Annotated in this window: 13 protein-coding genes; 4 read left to right on the forward strand and 9 right to left on the reverse strand. The window is 63.8% G+C overall.

Features of this window, described 5'->3' with window-relative positions:
• Nucleotides 1-144: 144 nt before the first annotated feature.
• The 5 genes from NKH28_RS06770 to NKH28_RS06790 all read right to left on the reverse strand — a co-directional run bounded on the left by NKH28_RS06770 (nt 145) and on the right by NKH28_RS06790 (nt 7816).
• Nucleotides 145-2619, reverse strand: a complete 2475-nt coding sequence (locus tag NKH28_RS06770) for a GcvT family protein (protein ID WP_352978293.1) — start codon at nt 2617-2619, stop codon at nt 145-147.
• Nucleotides 2616-3797, reverse strand: a complete 1182-nt coding sequence (locus tag NKH28_RS06775) for a pyridoxal phosphate-dependent aminotransferase (protein WP_352978295.1) — start codon at nt 3795-3797, stop codon at nt 2616-2618. Before NKH28_RS06775 ends, NKH28_RS06770 begins: the two co-directional genes overlap by 4 nt.
• Nucleotides 3797-4696, reverse strand: a complete 900-nt coding sequence (locus tag NKH28_RS06780) for a homocysteine S-methyltransferase family protein (protein ID WP_352470270.1) — start codon at nt 4694-4696, stop codon at nt 3797-3799. The genes NKH28_RS06775 and NKH28_RS06780 overlap by 1 nt, the downstream gene beginning before the upstream one ends.
• A complete protein-coding gene (locus NKH28_RS06785; protein WP_352978297.1) occupies nt 4693-7146 on the reverse strand; it encodes a GcvT family protein in 2454 nt (817 codons plus the stop codon). Before NKH28_RS06785 ends, NKH28_RS06780 begins: the two co-directional genes overlap by 4 nt.
• Before the next feature lie 76 nt (nt 7147-7222).
• Nucleotides 7223-7816 carry a helix-turn-helix domain-containing protein gene (locus NKH28_RS06790; protein WP_352766935.1) on the reverse strand — a complete coding sequence of 198 codons (594 nt, stop codon included), beginning with the start codon at nt 7814-7816 and terminating at the stop codon, nt 7223-7225.
• Nucleotides 7817-8086: 270 nt separating this feature from the next.
• Between NKH28_RS06790 and NKH28_RS06795 the strand changes: the two genes are divergently transcribed.
• Nucleotides 8087-8785, forward strand: coding sequence for a nitroreductase (locus tag NKH28_RS06795; RefSeq protein WP_352500967.1), 699 nt, complete (start codon nt 8087-8089; stop codon nt 8783-8785).
• A 19-nt stretch (nt 8786-8804) separates the two neighbouring features.
• On the opposite strand, the gene NKH28_RS06800 is transcribed toward NKH28_RS06795, so the two are convergent.
• The 4 genes from NKH28_RS06800 to NKH28_RS06815 form a co-directional block, all read right to left on the reverse strand.
• Nucleotides 8805-9392, reverse strand: a complete 588-nt coding sequence (locus NKH28_RS06800; RefSeq protein ID WP_352978300.1) for a sarcosine oxidase subunit gamma — start codon at nt 9390-9392, stop codon at nt 8805-8807.
• Nucleotides 9385-12381: a sarcosine oxidase subunit alpha gene (locus NKH28_RS06805; protein WP_352978302.1), complete on the reverse strand. Its 2997-nt coding sequence runs from the start codon at nt 12379-12381 to the stop codon at nt 9385-9387. Before NKH28_RS06805 ends, NKH28_RS06800 begins: the two co-directional genes overlap by 8 nt.
• On the reverse strand, nt 12378-12674 hold the full coding sequence (locus NKH28_RS06810; RefSeq protein ID WP_023676536.1) for a sarcosine oxidase subunit delta: 297 nt from the start codon (nt 12672-12674) through the stop codon (nt 12378-12380). Before NKH28_RS06810 ends, NKH28_RS06805 begins: the two co-directional genes overlap by 4 nt.
• A gap of 70 nt (nt 12675-12744) precedes the next feature.
• Complete coding sequence (locus NKH28_RS06815; RefSeq protein WP_352470276.1) at nt 12745-14004, reverse strand: sarcosine oxidase subunit beta; 1260 nt, start codon at nt 14002-14004, stop codon at nt 12745-12747.
• A gap of 264 nt (nt 14005-14268) precedes the next feature.
• On the opposite strand from NKH28_RS06815, the gene NKH28_RS06820 reads away from it, so the two are divergent.
• The 3 genes from NKH28_RS06820 (at nt 14269) to NKH28_RS06830 (ending at nt 20008) form a co-directional block, all read left to right on the forward strand.
• The gene (locus NKH28_RS06820) at nt 14269-16758 is read left to right on the forward strand and encodes a mechanosensitive ion channel family protein (RefSeq protein ID WP_352978304.1); all 2490 of its coding nucleotides are present in this window, start codon (nt 14269-14271) and stop codon (nt 16756-16758) included.
• A 156-nt stretch (nt 16759-16914) separates the two neighbouring features.
• Nucleotides 16915-17178 carry a hypothetical protein gene (locus NKH28_RS06825; RefSeq protein ID WP_352452117.1) on the forward strand — a complete coding sequence of 88 codons (264 nt, stop codon included), beginning with the start codon at nt 16915-16917 and terminating at the stop codon, nt 17176-17178.
• Between the two features lie 268 nt (nt 17179-17446).
• Complete coding sequence (locus tag NKH28_RS06830; protein ID WP_352500962.1) at nt 17447-20008, forward strand: GcvT family protein; 2562 nt, start codon at nt 17447-17449, stop codon at nt 20006-20008.
• Nucleotides 20009-20013: the final 5 nt, after the last annotated feature.

Below are 20013 nucleotides of genomic sequence, written 5' to 3' on the forward strand. Positions count from 1 at the left end.
AAACGCGGCGTGGGAAGACTGGGACGGGAGCGCTAAACGCTAATTCCGTTGAGGTAGCGATCCTTCCAACACCCTCATCCGACACCCCTCATCCGACCGAGCTTCGCTCGGCCACCTTCTCCCACAAGGGCAGAAGGACAAGGGTTACATCCGCACCCGTTCCGATTTTGGATCGTACATCGGCTTGAGCGAGGCCTCGGCGGCAAAGCGCTCGCCGGCGATCTCGATCTCGTAGGACGACGACAGGACATCCGCCTTGCTCTCGCCCTGGCACGGCACGTAACCAAGCCCGATCGCGCCGCCGAGATGATGGCCGTAATTGCCCGAGGTGATCGGACCGACGATCTTGCCGTCGCGCAGGATCGCCTCATTGTGGAAGAGCAGCGGCTCGGTGTCGTTCAGGCGGAACTGCACCAGCCGGCGTGACAGGCCGGTTTCTTTCTTCTTCAGCACCGCATCGCGGCCGAGGAAGTCTCCCTTGGTGGTCTTCACCGCGAAACCCAGCCCGGCCTCCAGCACATTGTCCTCGTCGGTGATGTCGTGGCCGAAATGCCTGAACGCCTTTTCGATGCGGCAGGAATCCAGTGTGTGCAGGCCGCATAGCTTCAGGCCGACGTCGGCGCCGGCTTCTTCTATCGCCTCGAAGACGTGGGCGGCCTGGTCGGTCGAGACATAAAGCTCCCAGCCGAGCTCGCCGACATAGGTGACGCGGTGGGCGCGGGCCAGGCCCATGCCGATTTCGATCTCCTGAAACGTGCCGAACGGATTGTTCCCGTTGGAGAAATCGTTGGGGCTGACCTTTTGGATCAGCTTCCTCGAATCCGGGCCCATCAGGCAAAGCACGGCTTCGGCAGCGGTCACATCGGTGATGACGACGAACTCGTCGGCAAGGTGTTTTCGCAGCCAGGCCAGGTCGCGCTGCAGCGTGGCGCCGGGCACGACGAGCAAGAAGGCTGTTTCGGATAGCCGCGAGACGGTGAGGTCGCTCTCTATGCCGCCGCGCTGGTTGAGCATCTGGGTGTAGACGATCTTGCCCGGCGCCACGTCCATGTCGTTGGCGCAGAGCCTTTGCAGGAAAGCGCAGGCGTCGCGGCCCTCGACGCGGATCTTGCCGAACGAGGTCATGTCGAACAGGCCGACGCCGTTTCGGACCGCCAGATGCTCCTCGCGCTGGTTGTCGAACCAGTTCTGCCGTTTCCAGGAATAGCGGTATTCGCGCTCCTGGCCCTCCCGCGCAAACCAGTTGGCGCGCTCCCAGCCGGCGACCTCGCCGAACACCGCGCCGCGCGCCTTCAGATGTTCGTGCAGCGGCGAACGGCGGACGTTTCGCGAGGTTGCCATCTGCCGGTACGGAAAATGATCGGCATAGAGCAGGCCGAGCGTTTCGGAGACGCGCTCCTTGAGATAGCGGCGGTTCTTCTGGAACGGCTGGGCGCGGCGGATGTCGACCTCCCAGAGGTCGAAGGGCGCCTCGTCGTCATTGATCCATTGCGCCAGCGCCATGCCGGCGCCACCGGAGGAGACGATGCCGATCGAATTGTAGCCGGTCGCCATCCAGTAGCCGGAAAGCTCCGGCGCCTCGCCGAGATAATAGCGATCGTCGGGGGTAAAACTCTCGGGGCCGTTGAAGAAGGTGTGGATGCCGGCGGTGGCCAGCATCGGCATGCGGTTGACGCCCATTTCCAGGATCGGCTCGAAATGGTCCATGTCCTGCGGCAACTGGTCGAAGCAGAAATCCTCGCTTATGCCGTTCATGCCCCAGGGCTTGGCCACCGGCTCGAACGCGCCGAGCATCATCTTGCCGGCATCTTCCTTGTAGTAGGCGCACTCGTCCGGCACGCGCAGCACCGGCAAGCGGGAAAGCCCGGGGATCGGTTCCGTGACGAGATAGAAATGTTCGCAGGCGTGCAACGGGATGGTGACGCCGTTCCGGGCGCCAAGTTCGCGTGCCCACATGCCGGCGCAGTTGACGACGATATCGGCCTCGATCAGGCCTTGCTCGTCGCCCTGCGCCCAGGAAACGCCGGTGACGCGGCCGGCCCTGGTATGCACCTTGGTCACCTTGACGTTCTCGACGATCGTCGCCCCGCGCTGGCGCGCACCCTTGGCCAACGCCATGGCGATATTGGCCGGGTCGCACTGACCGTCGAGCGGCAGATGCACGGCGCCGACCACATCGGAAACATTGAGATGCGGGTACATCTGCTTGACTTCGTTGGGCGAAATCTCGCGAACATCGACATCGAAGGCGCGGGCGAGAGATGCCTGCCGATAGATCTCGTGCTTGCGCTCCTCGGTCAGCGCCACCGTGATCGAGCCGACCTGGCGCATGCCGGTGCCGACATCGGTCTCGGCCTCCAGCTTGACGTAGAGGTCGGCCGAGTACTTCGCCAGCCGCGTCATGTTCTGCGAGCCGCGCAACTGGCCGATCAGGCCGGCGGCGTGCCATGTCGTGCCCGACGTCAGCTGCTTGCGCTCGAGCAGCACGATATCGGTCCAGCCGAGCTTGGCCAGATGATAGGCGACCGAGCAGCCGGAGACGCCGCCACCGATGATGACCGCCCTCGCTTTGGGAGGAATGACCTTGGTCGGAATGGTTTTGGTGGGCGAGGCGTTCATGCGGCCTCGCGACCATAGCTGGAGGCAAAGCGGCGCAGGCGCGTGGCAGCCTCCATCAGTACCGGCTCAGGCTGGCAGAGGCTGAAGCGGATGTGGCCGGCGGCGGCCTCGCCGAAGCTTGAGCCGGGCATGACGCCGACATTTTCCTGGTCGAGGAAGGCCCAGGCGAATTTTTCGTCGTCCGGCTCGATCGCCGATATGTCGAGCATGACGTACATGCCGCCTTCGGAGCCGCGCACGGTGATGTTGTTCATACCGCGCATGGCATCGAGGACGACGGTGCGCCTCGCGGCGTAGCGCTCGGCGATTTCCTTGACGCCGTAGCCATTTTCGAGCGCCTCGGCGCAGGCGAGGCTGATGAAGGCCGGCAGGCCGTAAGTCATCACCAGATTGAGGTCGGTCAGCAGCGAGACCATCGGTTCCGGCCCGGTCAGCCAGCCCATGCGCCAGCCGGTCATGCCGTGGCTCTTGGACATCGAATTGATGACCAGCGTGCGTTCCGCCATGCCGGGCAGCGAGCGTGGTGAGACGTGCTCGCCGCCGCCCAGCGTCCAGTAGACCTCGTCCGACAGCAGCCAGAGGTCATGTTCGCGGCAGATCTGCGCCAGCTCTTCCAGGCGCTCGCGCGAATAGACGGCGCCCGTGGGATTGTTCGGCGTGTTGATCAGGATGGCGCGGGTGTTCGGCCGAAGGGCGGCGCGAATGTCGGCGGCGCGCGGCTGAAAGCCATCCTCGGCGGGGGTCTCGACGACGCTGAACTCGGCGCCCGCCGCACTGAAGGTGTTGGGATAGGTGGCGTAATAGGGCGCGACGACGATGGCATGGTCGCCCTGGTCGAGAACCGCTTGTATGGCCGCGTAAAGCGCGGCCTGCCCGCCCGGGGTGGCGATGACCTGGTCGGGATTTGTCGCAACCCCGGTGCACCGCGTCGAGGCCGCCGCCATCGCCTTGCGCAGGCGCGGAACGCCGGCAAGCGGGGTGTAGTGGTGATTGCTGGCGCGAACCGCCGTCACGCAGGCTTCGATCGTCTCGCTCGGCGTGTCGAAATCATGGTCGCCGACCGACAGCATGATGATGTCCTCGCCGGCCTGCTTGCGCGCCCAGGCAGCGGAATGAACCTCCCAGCCATCCTTGCCCGAAGGCACGATGCCGGAAATGCGCGATGATGGCCTGGCCATTATGCTGCTCCCGAAATTTCATAACCGGCCTGTTCGAGCCGGTCGCGCAGCGCGGCGATGTGGGCCGGTCCGACTTCGCAGCAGCCGCCGACGATGCCGGCGCCGGCCTCGACCCAATCGACCGCCTGGCCGGCATAGGCATCCGGATCGAGGTCGTGGCGGGCGTGCAGCACTTCCACCGTACCGCCATGCTTGAGCGCCTCAATCGAGGTGAAGCCGTTGGCATAAGCGCCGACCGGACCGCCGAGAGCGATCAGTTCGGGCAGCGCTGCAGCGATCGCTTCGGGCCGGCAGCAATTGATCAGCCGGGCCGCGACGGGCAGGCCGGCAAGAGCGCCCGCCGCCGCCGCAATGGCTTCGCCGCTGCGCAGGCGCGGCGTGCCGTGGTCGGCAAGCGTCCACGACACCCATACGGGCTTGCCGCTTTCCGACGCCGCGGTGACGGCGGCGCGCGCCTCTTCGGCCGACGCCATGGTTTCGCACAGAAACAGATCGACGCCGCCCGCCTGCTCGGCAACGATACGGCGATAGATGTCGAGCGTATCCTGGAAGGATATCGTCAGCGCCGGCGCATAGCTGCCGAACAGCGGCGACAGGCAGCCGGCGATCGCCGCGTCACCAGCCTGGTCGCGGGCTTGCCTTGCCAGTTCGATGCCGCGCTTCTGCAGCGGCTTGAACAGCTCTTGCGCGCCTTCGCGCGCCAGCCGCTCCGGCGTGGCTGAATAGGTGTTGATGGTGATGACGCGGGCGCCGGCGCGGATGAATTCCGCATGCAGGTCGCGCACCAGATCCGGTTCGTCGATCAGCACCCTGGCCGACCACAGCGGCGTCGGCTCGGAACTGCTACGGCGGACCAGCTCCTGGCCCATGCCGCCATCGGTGAGGATGACAGTCTTCATGCTCTGAGCCTTTCGTTCTTCGGATCCCATAACGGCTCATCCTTCTGCACGACCGCCCTGAAGCGTTCGCCGAAGATCTCGACCTCGACAGCGGTTCCCGGCTCGGTGAGGTCGGCGCGCAGCATGCCGAGCGCGATCGACTTGTCGATGCGATGACCCCAGCCGCCGGATGTCGTCTCGCCGACGATGCGGCCGTCATGCCACAGCGTCGACATGTAGGGCGCATCGCAGTCGCCGGGGTTTTCGACGACCAGCGTGACGAAGCGCCTCTTGATGCCCTGCTGCTTCTCGTTCTGCAGCGCCGCCTTGCCGCGGAAGTCGGGCTTATCCCATCTGACGAAGCGCTCCAGCCCGCCCTGCAGGATCGAATAGTCGGTCGACAGGTCGCTCTTCCAGGTGCGGTAACCTTTTTCGAGCCGCAGCGAATCCAGCGCGTACATGCCGAACGGTTTCAGGCTGTGCTTCTGGCCAGCTGCCCAGAGGGCGTCGAAGATGGCTGCGGTATCGTCGACCTTGCTGTGGACTTCCCAGCCGAGCTCGCCCGCGAAGGATACGCGCACCAGCTTTGCCCAACGTCCGGCGATACTGGTTTCCTGATGCGTCAGCCAGGGCAGGGTGAGGTCGGCCGCGCAGAGTTCGGCGAGGATTTTTCGCGAGTTGGGGCCGGCGAGGATCTGGGTGGAGTATTCCTCCGTCCGGTCGACCAGCTTGAAAGTGGCGTCCTTCGGGATGCGCGATTTCAGCCATTCGAAATCATGCCACTGAGCCACCGCGGCGGTGATCAGCGTCATCAGGTTCTCGTCGTGGCGGACCACCGACATTTCGGTGACGATGCGGCCCTTGTCGTCGGCAAAATAGACGAGGCCGATGCGGCCGGGTTTCGGCACCAGGCCTGTCACCTGGAGGCTCAGCCATTCGGCGGCACCCGGACCATCGAGATTGAAACGGGAAAACCCCGGCAGGTCCAGAATGCCGGCGGCATCGCGCACGGCGAGGCATTCCTCGCGCACACGATGCTGCCACGGCCCGTCGCGGCGGAAAGTCAGCGTGGATTCTTCGGAGATGTCGTCGCCTGGCTTCGCATACCAGGTGGCGCGTTCCCAGCCATTATAGGCGTCGAACCGGGCGCCGAGTGCCTTGATGCGGTCGTGGAGCGGCGACAGCTTGCGGTCGCGCCCGGCCGGCCAGGCATGGCGCGGGAACTGGATGGCATATTCGTTGCCGTAGATCTCCATGCCCTTGGCGACGCAATAATCCGGGGCCGAGGCAAAGGCGATGAAACGGCGCGGATCGCACGACCACATGTCCCATTCGGTCTGGCCCTCGGTCACCCATTCGGCCAGCACCTTGCCGGCGCCGCCGCCCTGGGCGATGCCGAAGGTAAAGACGCAGGCCTCGAAGGCGTTGGGCACGCCGGGCATCGGGCCGATCAGCGGGTTGCCGTCCGGCGCATAGGGGATCGGCCCGTTGATAACCTTGGAAAGGCCGGCGGTGCCGAGGATCGGCACGCGGGCGACAGCATCGGCCAGGTAATGTTCCAGCCGGTCGAGATCGTCGGGAAACAGCTGGAACGAAAAGTCGTCGGGCATCGGGTCGTTGTGGCCGACCCAGTGGGCGCGGCAATTGCGCTCATAGGGGCCGAGATTCATGCCGTTCTTTTCCTGGCGCAGATAATAGGACGTATCGACGTCGCGCAGCAGCGGCAGCTTCTTGCCCTGTTCCTTCGACCACGCCGCCAGTTCGGGGATTTCCTCGAACAGGATATATTGATGGCTCATCACCATCATTGGCACCTCGCGGCCGAACATCCTGCCGACTTCGGCGGCGCGGTAGCCGGCGGCGTTGACGACGATCTCGCAGCGGATCTCGCCTTGCGCCGTCTCGACCACCCACTCGTGATTGTCTCGGCTCACGCCGGTTACCGGACAGAAGCGGATGATCTTCGCGCCCATGTCGCGCGCGCCCTTGGCCAGTGCCTGGGTCAGCTGCGCGGGATCGATATCGCCATCATTCGGATCGTAGAGCGCGCCTTTCAGCTCATGCGTCTCGATGAAGGGGTAACGGCGCTTGATCTCGTCGAGCCCGACCACGTCGATATCCATGCCCTGGTAACGGCCCATGCCCTTGGCGCGCTGGAATTCCTGCATGCGCTCCGCGCTATGGGCTAGCCTGAGCGAGCCGGTGACGTGGTAGTTCATGGGATAGCCGACCTCGTCGGCCAGCCGGCGATAGAGCTCGGTCGAATATCGCTGCATGTTCATCAGCGACCATGACGAGGAGAAAGTCGGCACGTTGCCGGCGGCATGCCAGGTCGAGCCGGAAGTCAGCTCGTTCTTCTCCAGAAGCACGCAGTCGGTCCAGCCCGCCTTGGCGAGATGGTAGAGCGAGGAGGCGCCGATGGCACCGCCTCCGATGATCACAACGCGTGCCGTGGTCGGCAAACCGGCCATGTTCTTCTCCGACTATTTGTTTTGATGCATGTCGTTGTCCCAAAACCGCCACGCACTTTGGGCGACATGCATTCGTTCAATAGACAGGCGGCGAAACCACCCAGATGACGACAGCCGGCTCGGCTCCAGGATTGCGCCAGCGGAACGGCTTGCCGTCGAAGCGGAAGGAGTCGCCTTCGCCAAGCCGGTGCCAGACGCCGGCAATTTCGATGTCGAAACTGCCCGAAGCGACGTAGCCGGCTTCCTCGGTCGGCCGGCGCGCCTCGGCCTTCATCTCGGCACCCGGAGCGAAGACCGAACGCAGCATCTCGAAGCTACCGCCGAGATCGGGCGACAGAAGCTCCTCCACCAGGCCGGAATCGCTTGTGCCAAGCGTGCGCCGGTTGCCGGCGCGCACGACCACGCCGCGCTCGGTCTCGACAGGCACGTCATGGCTGAAGAACAGGCTGACCGGCACGCCGAACAATTCGGCGAAGGCCCTGAGATCGCCGAGCGACGGGACCGACAGACCGCGCTCGACCTGGCTGACCCAGCCGACGGAACGGCCGAGCTTCAGTGCGATTTCAGCAAGCGTCAAGCCGCGCGCCTTGCGCAACGCGCGAATGTCGCCGGCCAGGAGCCGTTCGCCGCTGTCCTGTTCCGATCTGGCGGCGGTTGAGGGCAAAGCCATCCCTGTCTTGGTGAAAAATTCCCAGCAAATTTCATTTGATGGCGGGTTCATGAAAAAATCAAGAGGATTTTCACGAAATCACAAGATTTACTTGCGCCATTTTGACGGTTCGGGCAAAGGCTCGGCGCACGAGCGGCGAGTGGGGCGTCCGGTCGAGGCGGGTAGGCTATCGGGCGTTCAAAAAGACGCGCAAGGATGCTCCATCACTTCTAGTCGGCGCATGATCCTTCCGGAAAATCGGGTTCGGGATCATACGCAAAAGGACGGCCCATGCTGGAAAACAACTCCCGGATTGCGGCGGCGATCGTCGATGACGCGATCACCTCGCGGCGGTCGGTACGCGCCTTCTTGCCCGATATGGTCGACGACGAGACCATCCGCGATATTCTCGCCGTTTCCGCGCGCGCGCCCTCAGGCACCAATATGCAACCCTGGAAGGTCTATGTGACCAAGGGCGAGGTCAAGCAGCGCATCACCGACGCCATCCTCAGCTCGGGCATCCGCGCCGAAAAGGCCGAGTGGGACGAGTACCGCTACTATCCCGACCAGTTCTTCGAACCCTATCTGACGCGACGGCGGGCCAACGGCTTCGGCCTCTACGGCGTGCTCGGCATCGGCCGGCGCGAGGTCGACAGGATGCGTGCGCAGCACGACCGCAACTTCGTCTTCTTCGACGCCCCGGTCGGCATGATCTTCACCGTCGACCGGCGGCTGAACAAGGGGTCGTGGATCGACTACGGCATGTTCCTGCAAAACATCATGGTCGCCGCGCGGGGCAGGGGCCTGCACACCTGTCCGCAAGCCGCCTTCGCGCCCTATCACCGGCAGATCAGGCCGGTGCTCAACATTCCCGACGAGGAGATCGTCGTCTGCGGCATGGCGCTCGGCCATGAGGATACGTCCAAGCCCGAAAATGCCTTCCGCACCGACCGCGCGCCGCTGGAAGAGTGGGTGACGTTCGCGGAGTGACGTGAAGCGCCGTCCGGCTCTACTGCACTTCGTAGCCGACTTCCTCGCTCGCATGGCAGAGCGCTTTCCAGAACGAGCGGGCAAACGAGCGGAACACATAGATGTCGAACTGATCGGCGCCGGTGCGCTGGATTTGCGCGAAGATGTCGTGATGCATGGTCGAGCGGCCGGCGCCGATCGGGAAGGCCGGCAGCGCGAAGTCGATTGCGAAGAATTTCGCCAGCACCCACTCGGCCTTCGGCCCGGCGATACGGATCGCGGTGCGGCCGTGCGAAAGGTCGGTCACCGTACCGATGGCCGAAGTAACGACATCGGCAAAGGCCGGCGCCAATCCCTCGGCTTCATCGACAACCGTAAATTTTCCCGGCGCAAAGCCGAACACCGACCTGGCGCCGTTCGTCACACCGCCACCGGCGCCGTCGGGCAAAGCCAGGCCGGTGACCGCATGGATGCCGGCCATCAACGTCTTCTCCTCGCCGGGCCAGGCGGCGAGCTGCAGGATCGACCCCGGCCTGGTTTCGGAGAGGATGATTTCGACACCGTGCTCGAAATTGCCATGCGAGCCCGGATGCGGCACCGGCTCAAGCGGTGATTGGCGTTCAACCATGCATGCGGCTCCCGTCCGGATCGAAGAAATGGTTGGAGACGATCTCGACCGGCCCGAACCGGTTGCGCAACGGATCGGAAACGTAGGCACGCGAGCCGCGCCGCGCCTTGCCGCCCTTGACCAGGGCAAGCGCGATATATTTGCCGAGCGCCGGCGAATAGCAGCAGGCGGTGATGTGGCCAAGCGAGCCGTGTGGATTGGCTTCGTCAAGCTCCTCGACGATGTGTGCGCCGCCATTGAGCGGCTGGTTGTCGAGCGAAACAATACCGACGAGTTCCAGGCGGTCGGGTGCGATCAGCCCCTCGCGATCCATCATCGCCGAGCCGATGAACGACTTCTTCTTCGACAGCATCCAGTCGAGATGCAGGTCGCGTGCCGTGGTACGGCCGTCGATCTCGGCACCGGTGACGTGGCCTTTCTCGATGCGCATGGTGCCCAGCGCCTCCAGCCCGTAGGTCACCAGCCCGAACGGCTTGCCGGCTTCGATCAGCGCCTCCCAAACATGGGTGCCGTAGCCGGCGCCGGAATAGACCTCGAAGGCCATTTCGCCGGAGAAGGACAGCCGGCAGATCATCACCGGCACGCCGGCGATTTCGCCGTGGACGATGCCCATGAAGGGCAGGGCGGCATTGTCGACGGCGGTGCTGCTGACGCAAGCAGCCAGTATCTGCCTTGCCTTCGGCCCACCGATGGCGGCACCGGCCCATTGGTCGGTGACCGAGGCGACGTGGACTTTCAGCTCCGGCCAGATCACGTCGAGGAAATATTCCAGATGCTGCATCACCTTGCCGGCATTGGCGGTGGTGGTGGTCATCAGGAAATCCTGCTCGCCGAGCCGCCACGTGGTGCCGTCGTCAAAGGCGAGACCGTCCTCGCGCAGCATCAGCCCATAACGCGCCTTGCCGACGGCCAGCGTCGAAAACACGTTGGTGTAGACGCGGTCGAGGAATTCCGCCGCGTCGGGGCCTTGCACCGCGATCTTGCCCAGTGTCGAGACATCGACGATGCCGGCGCTCTCGCGCGTGGCTCTCGCTTCGCGCACATAGGCCTGCTCGATCGTCTCGCCGGGATGGCCGTAGATCATCGGCCGATACCACAGGCCGGCCGAATACATGGTGGCGCCGTTGGCGACGTGCCAGTCATGCATCGGCGTCAGCCGCTCGGGCTTCAGATCGCCGAAGCGTTCGGCGGCTAGCGAGCCGATCGACACCGCCGAAAAGGGCGGGCGAAAGCGCGTCGTGCCGACCTCTGGGATCGGCTTGCCGAGCGCCTCGGCCATGATGGCGAGGCCGGGTATGTTGGAGCTCTTGCCCTGGTCGGTTGCCATGCCGAGCGTGGTGTAGCGCTTCAGATGCTCGACCGAGACGAAGCCTTCGCGATGCGCCAGCCGCACGTCATCCGCCGTCACGTCATGCTGGAAGTCGACGAAACTCTTTCCCTTGGCCTTGATCTCGAGCACCGGCGCCGGATCGGGATCGCCAGGTGCTGCCTCGACGGCAGGCAAGGCCGCCGGCGTGGCGGTTGCGCCCGCTGCGGAAAGGCCGGCGGCGCGGCCTTCGGCGATCGCCTCGGCGGTGGAGAAACTGCCGGTGAAGGCGCCGGCGCCGATCCATTGCCGCGTCGTCGGCTTGGGCGGCAGGAACGCTTGCAATGCTTCGTTCCATTCCGCTCTCGCGCCGGCCTGGCTGGCCAGATGAATGGTCGGCGACCATCCGCCCGACATCAGCAGGCAATCGGCGTGGATGCTGCGCGCTTCGCCGGAAAGCGCGCCGTTGACCATGTCGAAGCGCTGCACCTTGAAGCCGGAAAGCGCCTTGCCGCCCTCGGTGGCGATTACCGCGTGGCCAGAAAGGATCTCGGCCTCCGCTTCGCCGGCCAGCTTGCGCATTTCGCTCGAAAGTTCTGGGCGCACGTCGACGATGGCGACGACGACGGCGCCGGCCTTCTTCAGCGCAAGCGCGGAGCGATAGGCGCTGTCATTGTTGGTGAACAGCGCGACCCTGTCGCCCGGCAGCACGCCATATTCGTTGGCAAAACGCTCCGCAGCATGCGCCAGCATCACGCCTGGCCGATCGTTGCCCGGAAAGACCAGCGGACGCTCCAGGGAGCCGGTGGCCAGCACCACCGACTTGGCGCGGATCGTCCAATAGCGATGGCGCGGCTCGCCCTTGCCGGGCTTTTCCTTGTGGTCGGTGACACGTTCGAGCGCGGCAAGCGTGTTGCCGTCATAATAACCCCAGACAGTAGTGCGCGGCAAAAGGCGGATATTGTCACGGCCTTCAAGCTGACCGGCGGCGCGCGCTGCCCAGTCGGCGGCCGGCATGCCATCGATCGTCTCGCGCGACGAATTGGCCGAGCCGCCGAAATGCGGCTCGAGCTCGGCCAGGATGACGCGTGCACCCTGATCGGCAGCCGCCCTGGCGGCCATCAGCCCCGCCGGGCCGGAGCCGACCACCAGCACATCGCAAAACGCGTTCATGCGTTCGTAGCGCGCCGTATCGGGAGCCGTGCCTGCCTTGCCCAGGCCGGCGGCACGGCGGATGAAATGCTCACAGAACATCCAGAAGCGAGTGCCCTTCAGCGGACCGATCACCGGTCCCATGAAGGTTTTGTAGTAGAAGCCGGCCGACAAAAGCTTGCCGCCGAGCTGGTTCACGGCACTGACGTCCCAGGCAAGCGAAGGGAAGCGGTTCTGGCTGACTGCGGCCAGCCCGTCATAAATCTCGACCATTGTGGCGGGGATGTTCGGCTCGCGAACCTCGCCCCTCAACACTGTGACCAGCGCGTTCGGTTCCTCGACGCCGGCGGTCAGCACGCCGCGCGGGCGGTGATATTTGAACGAACGCCCAAACAGGGTGACGCCGTTGGCCAGCAGCGCCGAAGCCAGCGTGTCGCCGGCATGGCCGGTATAAGGCGCGCCGTCGAAGGTGAAACGGATGGTCCGCAGCCGGTCGATGCGCCCCCCGGCCTCTGTACGGCGCGGGCTCATGGCTTGTCCTCGGCCCGGTGCCGCGCAACCGAGTTGTGGTCGCCGCGCGCGAACGCGGTGCTGGAGATCTCGTGCGTCAGCGTATTGCGCACGACCCTGAGATGGGCGCGGCAGCCGCCGGAATGCTGCCAGATCTCATTGTGGTCGCCGGCCGGGTTAAGCCGGTCGTAGACATAGGCGTTCCAGGCGTCGAGGTTCTGCGAGGCGGGCTGTGGGCGCTGGCGGTTGCCGTCGCCCTGATAGGTGAATTCGATCACGTCGCGCGGGCCGCAATAGGGGCAGGTGATGAGCATGGATCTCTTAAACTTCTCGTTTGACCATGATCTTGTCCGAAAACCGGTTTCCACTTTTCGGGATCATGGCCTAATGCAGCCGGGGCGTGGCGCCCTGGCCCTTGTCGTCGATCACCATGCCACGGTAAAAGCGGTCGAGCGTGAAGGCCGCGTTGAGACCGTGCGGCTCGTCCTTGGCGATGGTCCAGGCAAAGCACCAGCCGGAAGCCGGCGTCGCCTTGAAGCCGCCATAGCACCAGCCGCAGTTGAGATACATGCCCGGCAGCGGACCGGTGGTGATGATTGGCGAGCCGTCCATCGACATGTCGCAGACGCCGCCCCATGAGCGCAGCATGCGGACACGGGCCAGCCCAGGGAACAGCGCCAGCATCTCGCTCATCACCTCATCGACGATCGGCAGGCTGCCGCGTTGGGCGTAGCTGTTGTAGCCGTCGAGATCGCCGCCATAGACAAGCCCGCCCTTGTCAGATTGCGACATATAAAAATGGCCCATGCCGAAGGTCAGGACCGTATCGATGAACGGCTTTAGCGATTCCGTGACGAAGGCCTGCAGCACGTGGCTCTCGATCGGCATCGTCTCGATGCCGGCAAGCCGCATGACCCGCCCGGTGCTGCCGGCAACCGCGACCGCTACCTTTTTTGCGCGGATTTCGCCGCGCGTTGTCGTCACGCCGGTGATGCGGTCGCCGTCGCGCAGGAAGCCGGTGACCTCGCAATTTTCGATGATGTCGACGCCGCGGCGATCTGCGCCGCGCGCATAGCCCCAGGCGACGGCGTCGTGGCGGGCGGTGCCGGCGCGCCGCTGCATCAGGCCACCGACGATCGGGAAACGCGCGGTGGCGGAGACGTCGAGCGCCGGCACCAGGCGCGCGATTTCGGCCGTGGTCATCAGTTCGGCGTCAACGCCGAGATGGCGCATGGCGTTTCCGCGCCGGGCATAGTCGTCGAGCTGAGCAGGTGTGTGGGCGAGGTTCAGGCAGCCGCGCTGCGAGAACATGACGTTGTAGTTGAGGTCATGGGCCAGGTTCTCCCACAGCTTCATCGAATGCTCGTAAAAGCGCGTGTTGGCCGGCAGGAGATAGTTGGAACGGACCGCCGTGGTGTTGCGGCCGACATTGCCGGAACCGAGCCAGCCCTTCTCCAGCACCGCGACATTGGTGATGCCGTGCTCCTTGGCTAGGTAGTAGGCGGTCGACAGGCCATGGCCGCCGCCGCCGATGACGATCACGTCGTAGGACGCCTTCGGGTCGGGCTTGCGCCAGGCCGGCCTCCAGTCCTTGTTTCCGGTCAGCGCGTTCTTGAGAAGCGAAAAGGCCGAATATTCCGCCATTCTTATTGTCATCCATTTCAGGCTTTGCGGCAGACTATAGAGCAGGCCGCCAACGCAAAGCCAAGATTGCGCCATCGCTTTTCGACTCCCCGACTTCGACTGGATTGGCCGACTTCGACTGGATTGGCCGACTTCGACTGGCCGACTTCGATTGGCGGACTTCGAAAACGAGCCGCCTGGCATGACTTGCCCCGTGATATGAGCGTCTTTATCAAGGACGTGCTTCAAAACTGCCGCTGCCGTCCGCGAGTCGCCAGAAAAATCATGTTCTTTCGTTTACTCCGCCTGGTCCTGATCGCTGCACTTGTTGTCTCGGCGCCGCCGTCGCTCGTTGCTATGGCGCAGGCACTCGGGCAGGGCGCCGCCGGGTTGATCGCCGACCAGCAGAAGGTCATCCAGAGCCTGACGGCCAAAACCGACGGTCTCGAGAAGAAGATACAGCAGGATGGCCAAGACGATGCCACCCTCGTGGAAATCCGCCTGCAATTGGAGGATCTGTCGCGGGCGGCGCTCACCAGCGCGCTGGCGTTCCGCTCGCGTCTCGGCGATATCAACGATCGGATCGAGACGCTGGGACCTCCGCCGGCCGCGGGCCAGCCGGCCGAGCCCGACATCGTGACCGGTGAACGCCAGGCACTGGCTTCCGAAAAAGCCGAGATTAACGCCGTCATTGCCAGCGCGCAGAACCTGTCGATCCGCATCAGTGGGCTGATCGAGAAGATCGGCAACATGCGCAGCGAGCTGTTCCGCAATGTGCTTACCAAACGCTACGTGCTGTCCGATGCGCTTAGCCCCGAAGTCTTTTCCGACGCCAACGCTGAGTTTTCCGGCTTCTATAAGGCGGTGTCATCCTGGCTGAGCTTCGCCTTCAAGTTCAAGTTCCAGGCCATTCTTGCCGCGACTTTGATGGCGCTCGCATTCGCTGCAGTGCTTTTTATCGGCGGCCGACGCCTGTTCGGCCGCGTCTTCGAAGCGGATCCCTCCGTCGAGGACCCCTCCTATCTCAGCCGCCTGTCGGTGGCGTTCTGGTCGACGTTGCTGCCGACGCTGGCGGTCGGCGCCTTCCTTGTCTCGACGATCTTCTTCTTCGATTATTACAATGTTTTACGCGGTGACATCGGCATCTTCCTGAATTCGCTGGTTGCCGTTATCGCGGTGGTGTTCTGCGTCAACCGCCTGACCAACGCAGCGCTCGAGCCCCGACTGCCGAACTGGCGTTTGATCCCGGTCGAAACCGGCCCGGCGCGCTGGCTGGTGCGGCTGACGACCGCCATGGCTGTCGTCATCGGCAGCAACAACTTCCTGTCTGTCGTCAACGACAAGATGGGCTCGCCACTGTCGCTGACCATCGCCAGAAGCTTCATCGCCACCATCATCGTCGGCATCATCCTGATCCTTATGGGCCTTCTGAAGCCGTTCAAGGCCCCCGACGGAAGCTGGCGCCCGTGGCCGGCGTGGCTGCGCTACACCGCCGTCGCGCTAGGCCTATTCACAATCGCATCGGCACTGCTTGGCTATATCGGCCTTGCAATTTTCGTCTCGCTGCAGGTCGTGGTCACCGGCACCATCCTGGTCACCGCCTATATCGGCTTCCTGTCGGCGCGAGCGATCGGCGAGGAAGGTGGTTTCGCCAAAACTTCGATCGGGCGCTGGCTAGCGGCCAATTCAAGCTACGAAGAGACCGCCCTCGACCAGCTCGGGCTTGTCGTCAGCGCCGCCATCAACATCATGATTGTGCTGGTGTTCCTGCCGCTGATCCTGTTGATGTGGGGCTTCCAGCCCGGCGACATCCAGGCCTGGGCCTACAAGCTGGCGACCGGCCTCACCATCGGCTCGGTGACGATCTCGGTCACCGGCATTCTCACCGGCGTCGTCGTCTTCATCATTGGCTATTTCCTGACGCGCTGGTTCCAGGGGTGGCTCGACGGCTCGGTGATGGCGCGCGGCCGGGTCGACACCGGCGTGCGCAATTCGATCAGGCTGGCGGTCGGTTATGCCGGTGTCGCGGTCGCGGCACTGGTCGGCATCTCGGCGGCCGGTATCGACCTCTCCAATCTCGCGCTGGTCGCCGGCGCCCTGTCCCTCGGCATCGGTTTCGGCTTGCAGAATGTCGTCTCGAATTTCGTGTCGGGCCTGATCCTGTTGGCCGAGCGGCCGTTCAAGGTCGGCGACTGGATCGTCGCCGGCGACATCAGCGGCACGGTCAAGAAGATCAGCGTGCGCGCCACCGAGATCGAGACGTTCCAACGGCAATCGGTGATCCTGCCCAATTCAAACCTGATCAACAATGCGGTCGGCAACTGGACGCACCGCAACAAGCTCGGCCGCGTCGACATCAAGGTCGGCGTTGCCTATGGCAGCGACGTCAAGCACGTGCATGGCGTTCTGTTGGAGATCGCACGCAGCCATCCGCAGGTGCTGAAGAACCCGGAACCCTTTGTGCTGTTTTCCAATTTCGGCCCGGCCGCGCTCGAATTCGAGATCCGCGTATTCCTGGCAGACGTTCTTAGTGGCAATATCGTCCAGAACGACATCCGCTTTTCCATCTTCGATGTGTTCGCCGACCAGCATATCGAAATTCCGTCGACACCGCGCGCCGTCGTCGAGATCAAAAAGCACGAGGCGTGGCCGATCGACGACGACAAGATCGAAGTCGAATTCGCCGAGCGGGAACAAGCAAAAGCCCTAGCGGCGGTCGAGGCGAAACGTCTCGCCAAGTCGGGACGCAAGGTACGGAAGCCCGATCCTGACTAGCTGATTGGAGCTTGCCTTCAAGCCTTCGGAAACCAATTGCGGCATGAATGCGGCATTCAGTTGCCGTTCAGCTTGCATTGCATATAAGCTCACCTGCAAACGGCGAGAATGCCTTGCGAAATGCAACAGAGGCGGTGGCAACACCGATACTGCAAAATGTGGAAGTCTCTCGTCGCCGCCGTCGCTTTTCTGGCCGTGGGCGGCTCGGCCCATGCCGCCAGCGCGGTTAACAAGGACGCCGAGACCCGCACGCTGATCGTGACGGAAGGCGGCGGCAAGACCGAGCTGGCGCTGGCCGCTGGCGAAACCGTGGAATTTTGCCCGAGCGGCTGTTTTGTTACCTTGCCGAATGGCGACCTCGAGGCGCTGACCGGTTCGGAGACGATCGAGATCTCGGGCGGCGTCGCGCGCATCAAGTAAAGTCGACGCCATGATTTTTGAAGGCCGGGCAAACACCCGGCCTTTTATTTGCTTCCGGTAATCGGCGATGAAGGTATGCATTTTTCTTCGAAGCTGCGCAGGACGGGCTCTAGCAGCGTCTTCGTACCGAGCAGGGCGAAGGCGTAGGTCTAACTGCATTCGACGGGCTGGTGGCGCGGGCTTTTTTGGCGATGTCGCAAACAGGCTGCAAGCGCGGCGCCGCGCCGCCCTATAGTCTGCTCGCAATAGCATCTTGGAGTCGCGGGCAATGGCAGGGTTTCCGGAAAAGGCGAAGGTCGTCATCGTCGGGCTGGGCGGCATCGTCGGCGCATCGGTCGCCCATCACCTGATCGAGCGCGGATGGGACGATATTGTCGGCATCGACAAATCGGGCATCCCGACGGATATCGGCTCGACGGCGCACGCTTCCGACTTCTGCTACACGACCAGCCATGATTTCCTGTCGTGCTGGACGACGCTCTATTCCATCGATTTCTACGAAAAGATGGGTCACTACGCGCGGATCGGCGGCCTCGAGGTCGCCCGCGTCGGCGACGACGCCCGCATGGCGGAGATCAAGCGCAAGATCGCCTCGGCGAAGGCCTTCGGCACACGCGCCCGCCTGATCGATCCCGCCGAGATCAAGGAAAAATTCCCGCTGATCGAAGAACAGATGGTACAGGGCGGCCTGTGGGATCCCGACGCCGGCCTCGTCATCCCGCGCTCGCAGACCGTCGCCGGCAAGCTTGTCGATCAGGCGGAAGCTTCCGGCAAACTCAGGGCGTTTGCCAATACGTCGGCCAGGTCGCTCGTCATCGAGAACGGCCGCATCAAGGGCGTGGTGACCGACCGCGGCACCATCGAGGCCGACTATGTCGTGGTCTGCACCGGCATCTGGGGACGGCTGATCGCGGAAATGGCGGGCGAGGACCTGCCGGTCATGCCGATCGACCATCCGCTTACCTTCTTCGGGCCGTACACCGAGTTCGCCGGCACCGGCAAGGAGATCGGCTGGCCGCTGCTGCGCGACCAGGGCAACTCGGCTTACATGCGCGATACCGGCGACCCCAAGACCGCCGAAGGCGGGCAGATCGAATGGGGTTATTACGAAGAGACCAATCCGCGCCTTTGCCATCCGCGCGATATTCTCGAGAAAAACGAGGCGCGGCTTTCGCCGTCGCAACGCGATCTCGACATGGAACAAATCCTGGCGCCGCTCGAGCGCGCCATGGAACTGACGCCGATCCTGGGCGAGCTGGGCTACAATGAGAGCCATTCCTTCAACGGCCTATTGCAGGTGACGGCGGACGGCGGCCCCTCGATGGGCGAAAGCCAGAAGGTCAGGGGCCTATGGTATGCCGTTGCGATCTGGGTCAAGGACGGCCCCGGCATGGGCAAGCTCATCGCCGACTGGATGACGGACGGCCGCACGGCGATCGACCACCACGCCATCGACTATTCGCGTTTCTATCCGCACCAGACGAAAGAACAGTTCATCTGGGATCGCTGCACCGAAACCGCGATGAAGGTCTACAACCCGGCGGTCCATCCGCGCGAGCCCTTCTCCAAGGCTCGCAATGTCCGCCGCTCGCCCTTCTGGGAGCGCGAGAAGGAACTCGGCGGCTATTTCATGGAACTCGGCGGCTGGGAGCGCGCCCATGGCTACGCCGCCAACGAGCATCTGCTCGAGAAATACGGCAACCGGGTGCCGGTGCGCCAAAACGAATGGGATAACCGCCACTTCTGGCGCGTCTCGAACGCCGAGCATCTCGCGATGAGCGAGGATTGCGGCATTGTCAATCTGTCGCATTTCGCCATGTACGACGTGGAAGGCCCGGACCATGTCGCGCTGATGGAATGGCTGTGCGCGGCAAAGATCGGCGGTGACGGCAATATCGGCAAGGGCATCTATACCCATTTCCTCGACGAGGAAGGCATGGTGCGCGCCGACCTGACCGTCATCCGCATGGCCGACCGCTGCCGCGTCATCGACGGCGCCGATGCCGGGCCGCGCGACTTCCAGTACATGCGCCGGACGGCAGAGGACAAAGGCTTCGACGTTAGCGTCACCGATGTGACCGAGAGATATGTGACCGTCGGCATCTGGGGTCCGAACGCGCGGGCGACATTGAGCAAGTGCGTGGAAAACCCCGACGGGCTGACGCCGGAGAATTTTCCCTTTGCCGCGATCAAGCCCGTCAGGATCGCCGGCAAGGACGTGACCGCCTTCCGCATCTCCTATGTCGGCGAGCAAGGCTGGGAACTACATATGCGCTACGAGGACGGTCTGGCTGTCTGGGACGCGCTGCGGTCGACCGGCGTGATGGCCTTTGGCGTCGAGACCTATGCAAACAGCCGCCGCATGGAGAAGAGCCTGCGCCTGCAGAATGCGGACCTGTTGACCGAATACAATCTGCTGGAAGCCGACCTTGCCCGTCCGAAAGTCAAGGAGGCCGATTTCTGCGGCAAGGCAAAGCATCTGGAATATCGCGCCCGGGTGCATCAGCCGGCCATGCTTTGCACGCTTATCATGACGGACAATACCGATTCCGATGGCGTTCTCCGCTATCCGGTCGGCACGATGCCGGTGATGGACCCGCAAACCGGTGAGACGCTCGTCGACGAGCTCGGCCGACGCTCCTTCACGACCTCGGTGGCCTATGGTCCGACCCTCGGCAAGAACATCGCGCTCGCCTACCTGCCCTGGGCGTATTGCCAGGAGGGCCGCAAGCTGAGCGTCGAATATTTCGGCGAGAAGTACCCGGTCGAAGTGGCCGCCGTCGGTTACAGGCCGCTCTACGACCCGGAGAACGTCAATCCGCGCAGCTAAACGTT

It is taken from the genome of Mesorhizobium sp. M1227, from assembly GCF_040318315.1.
In the GTDB taxonomy this organism is placed as follows: Bacteria; Pseudomonadota; Alphaproteobacteria; order Rhizobiales; family Rhizobiaceae; genus Mesorhizobium.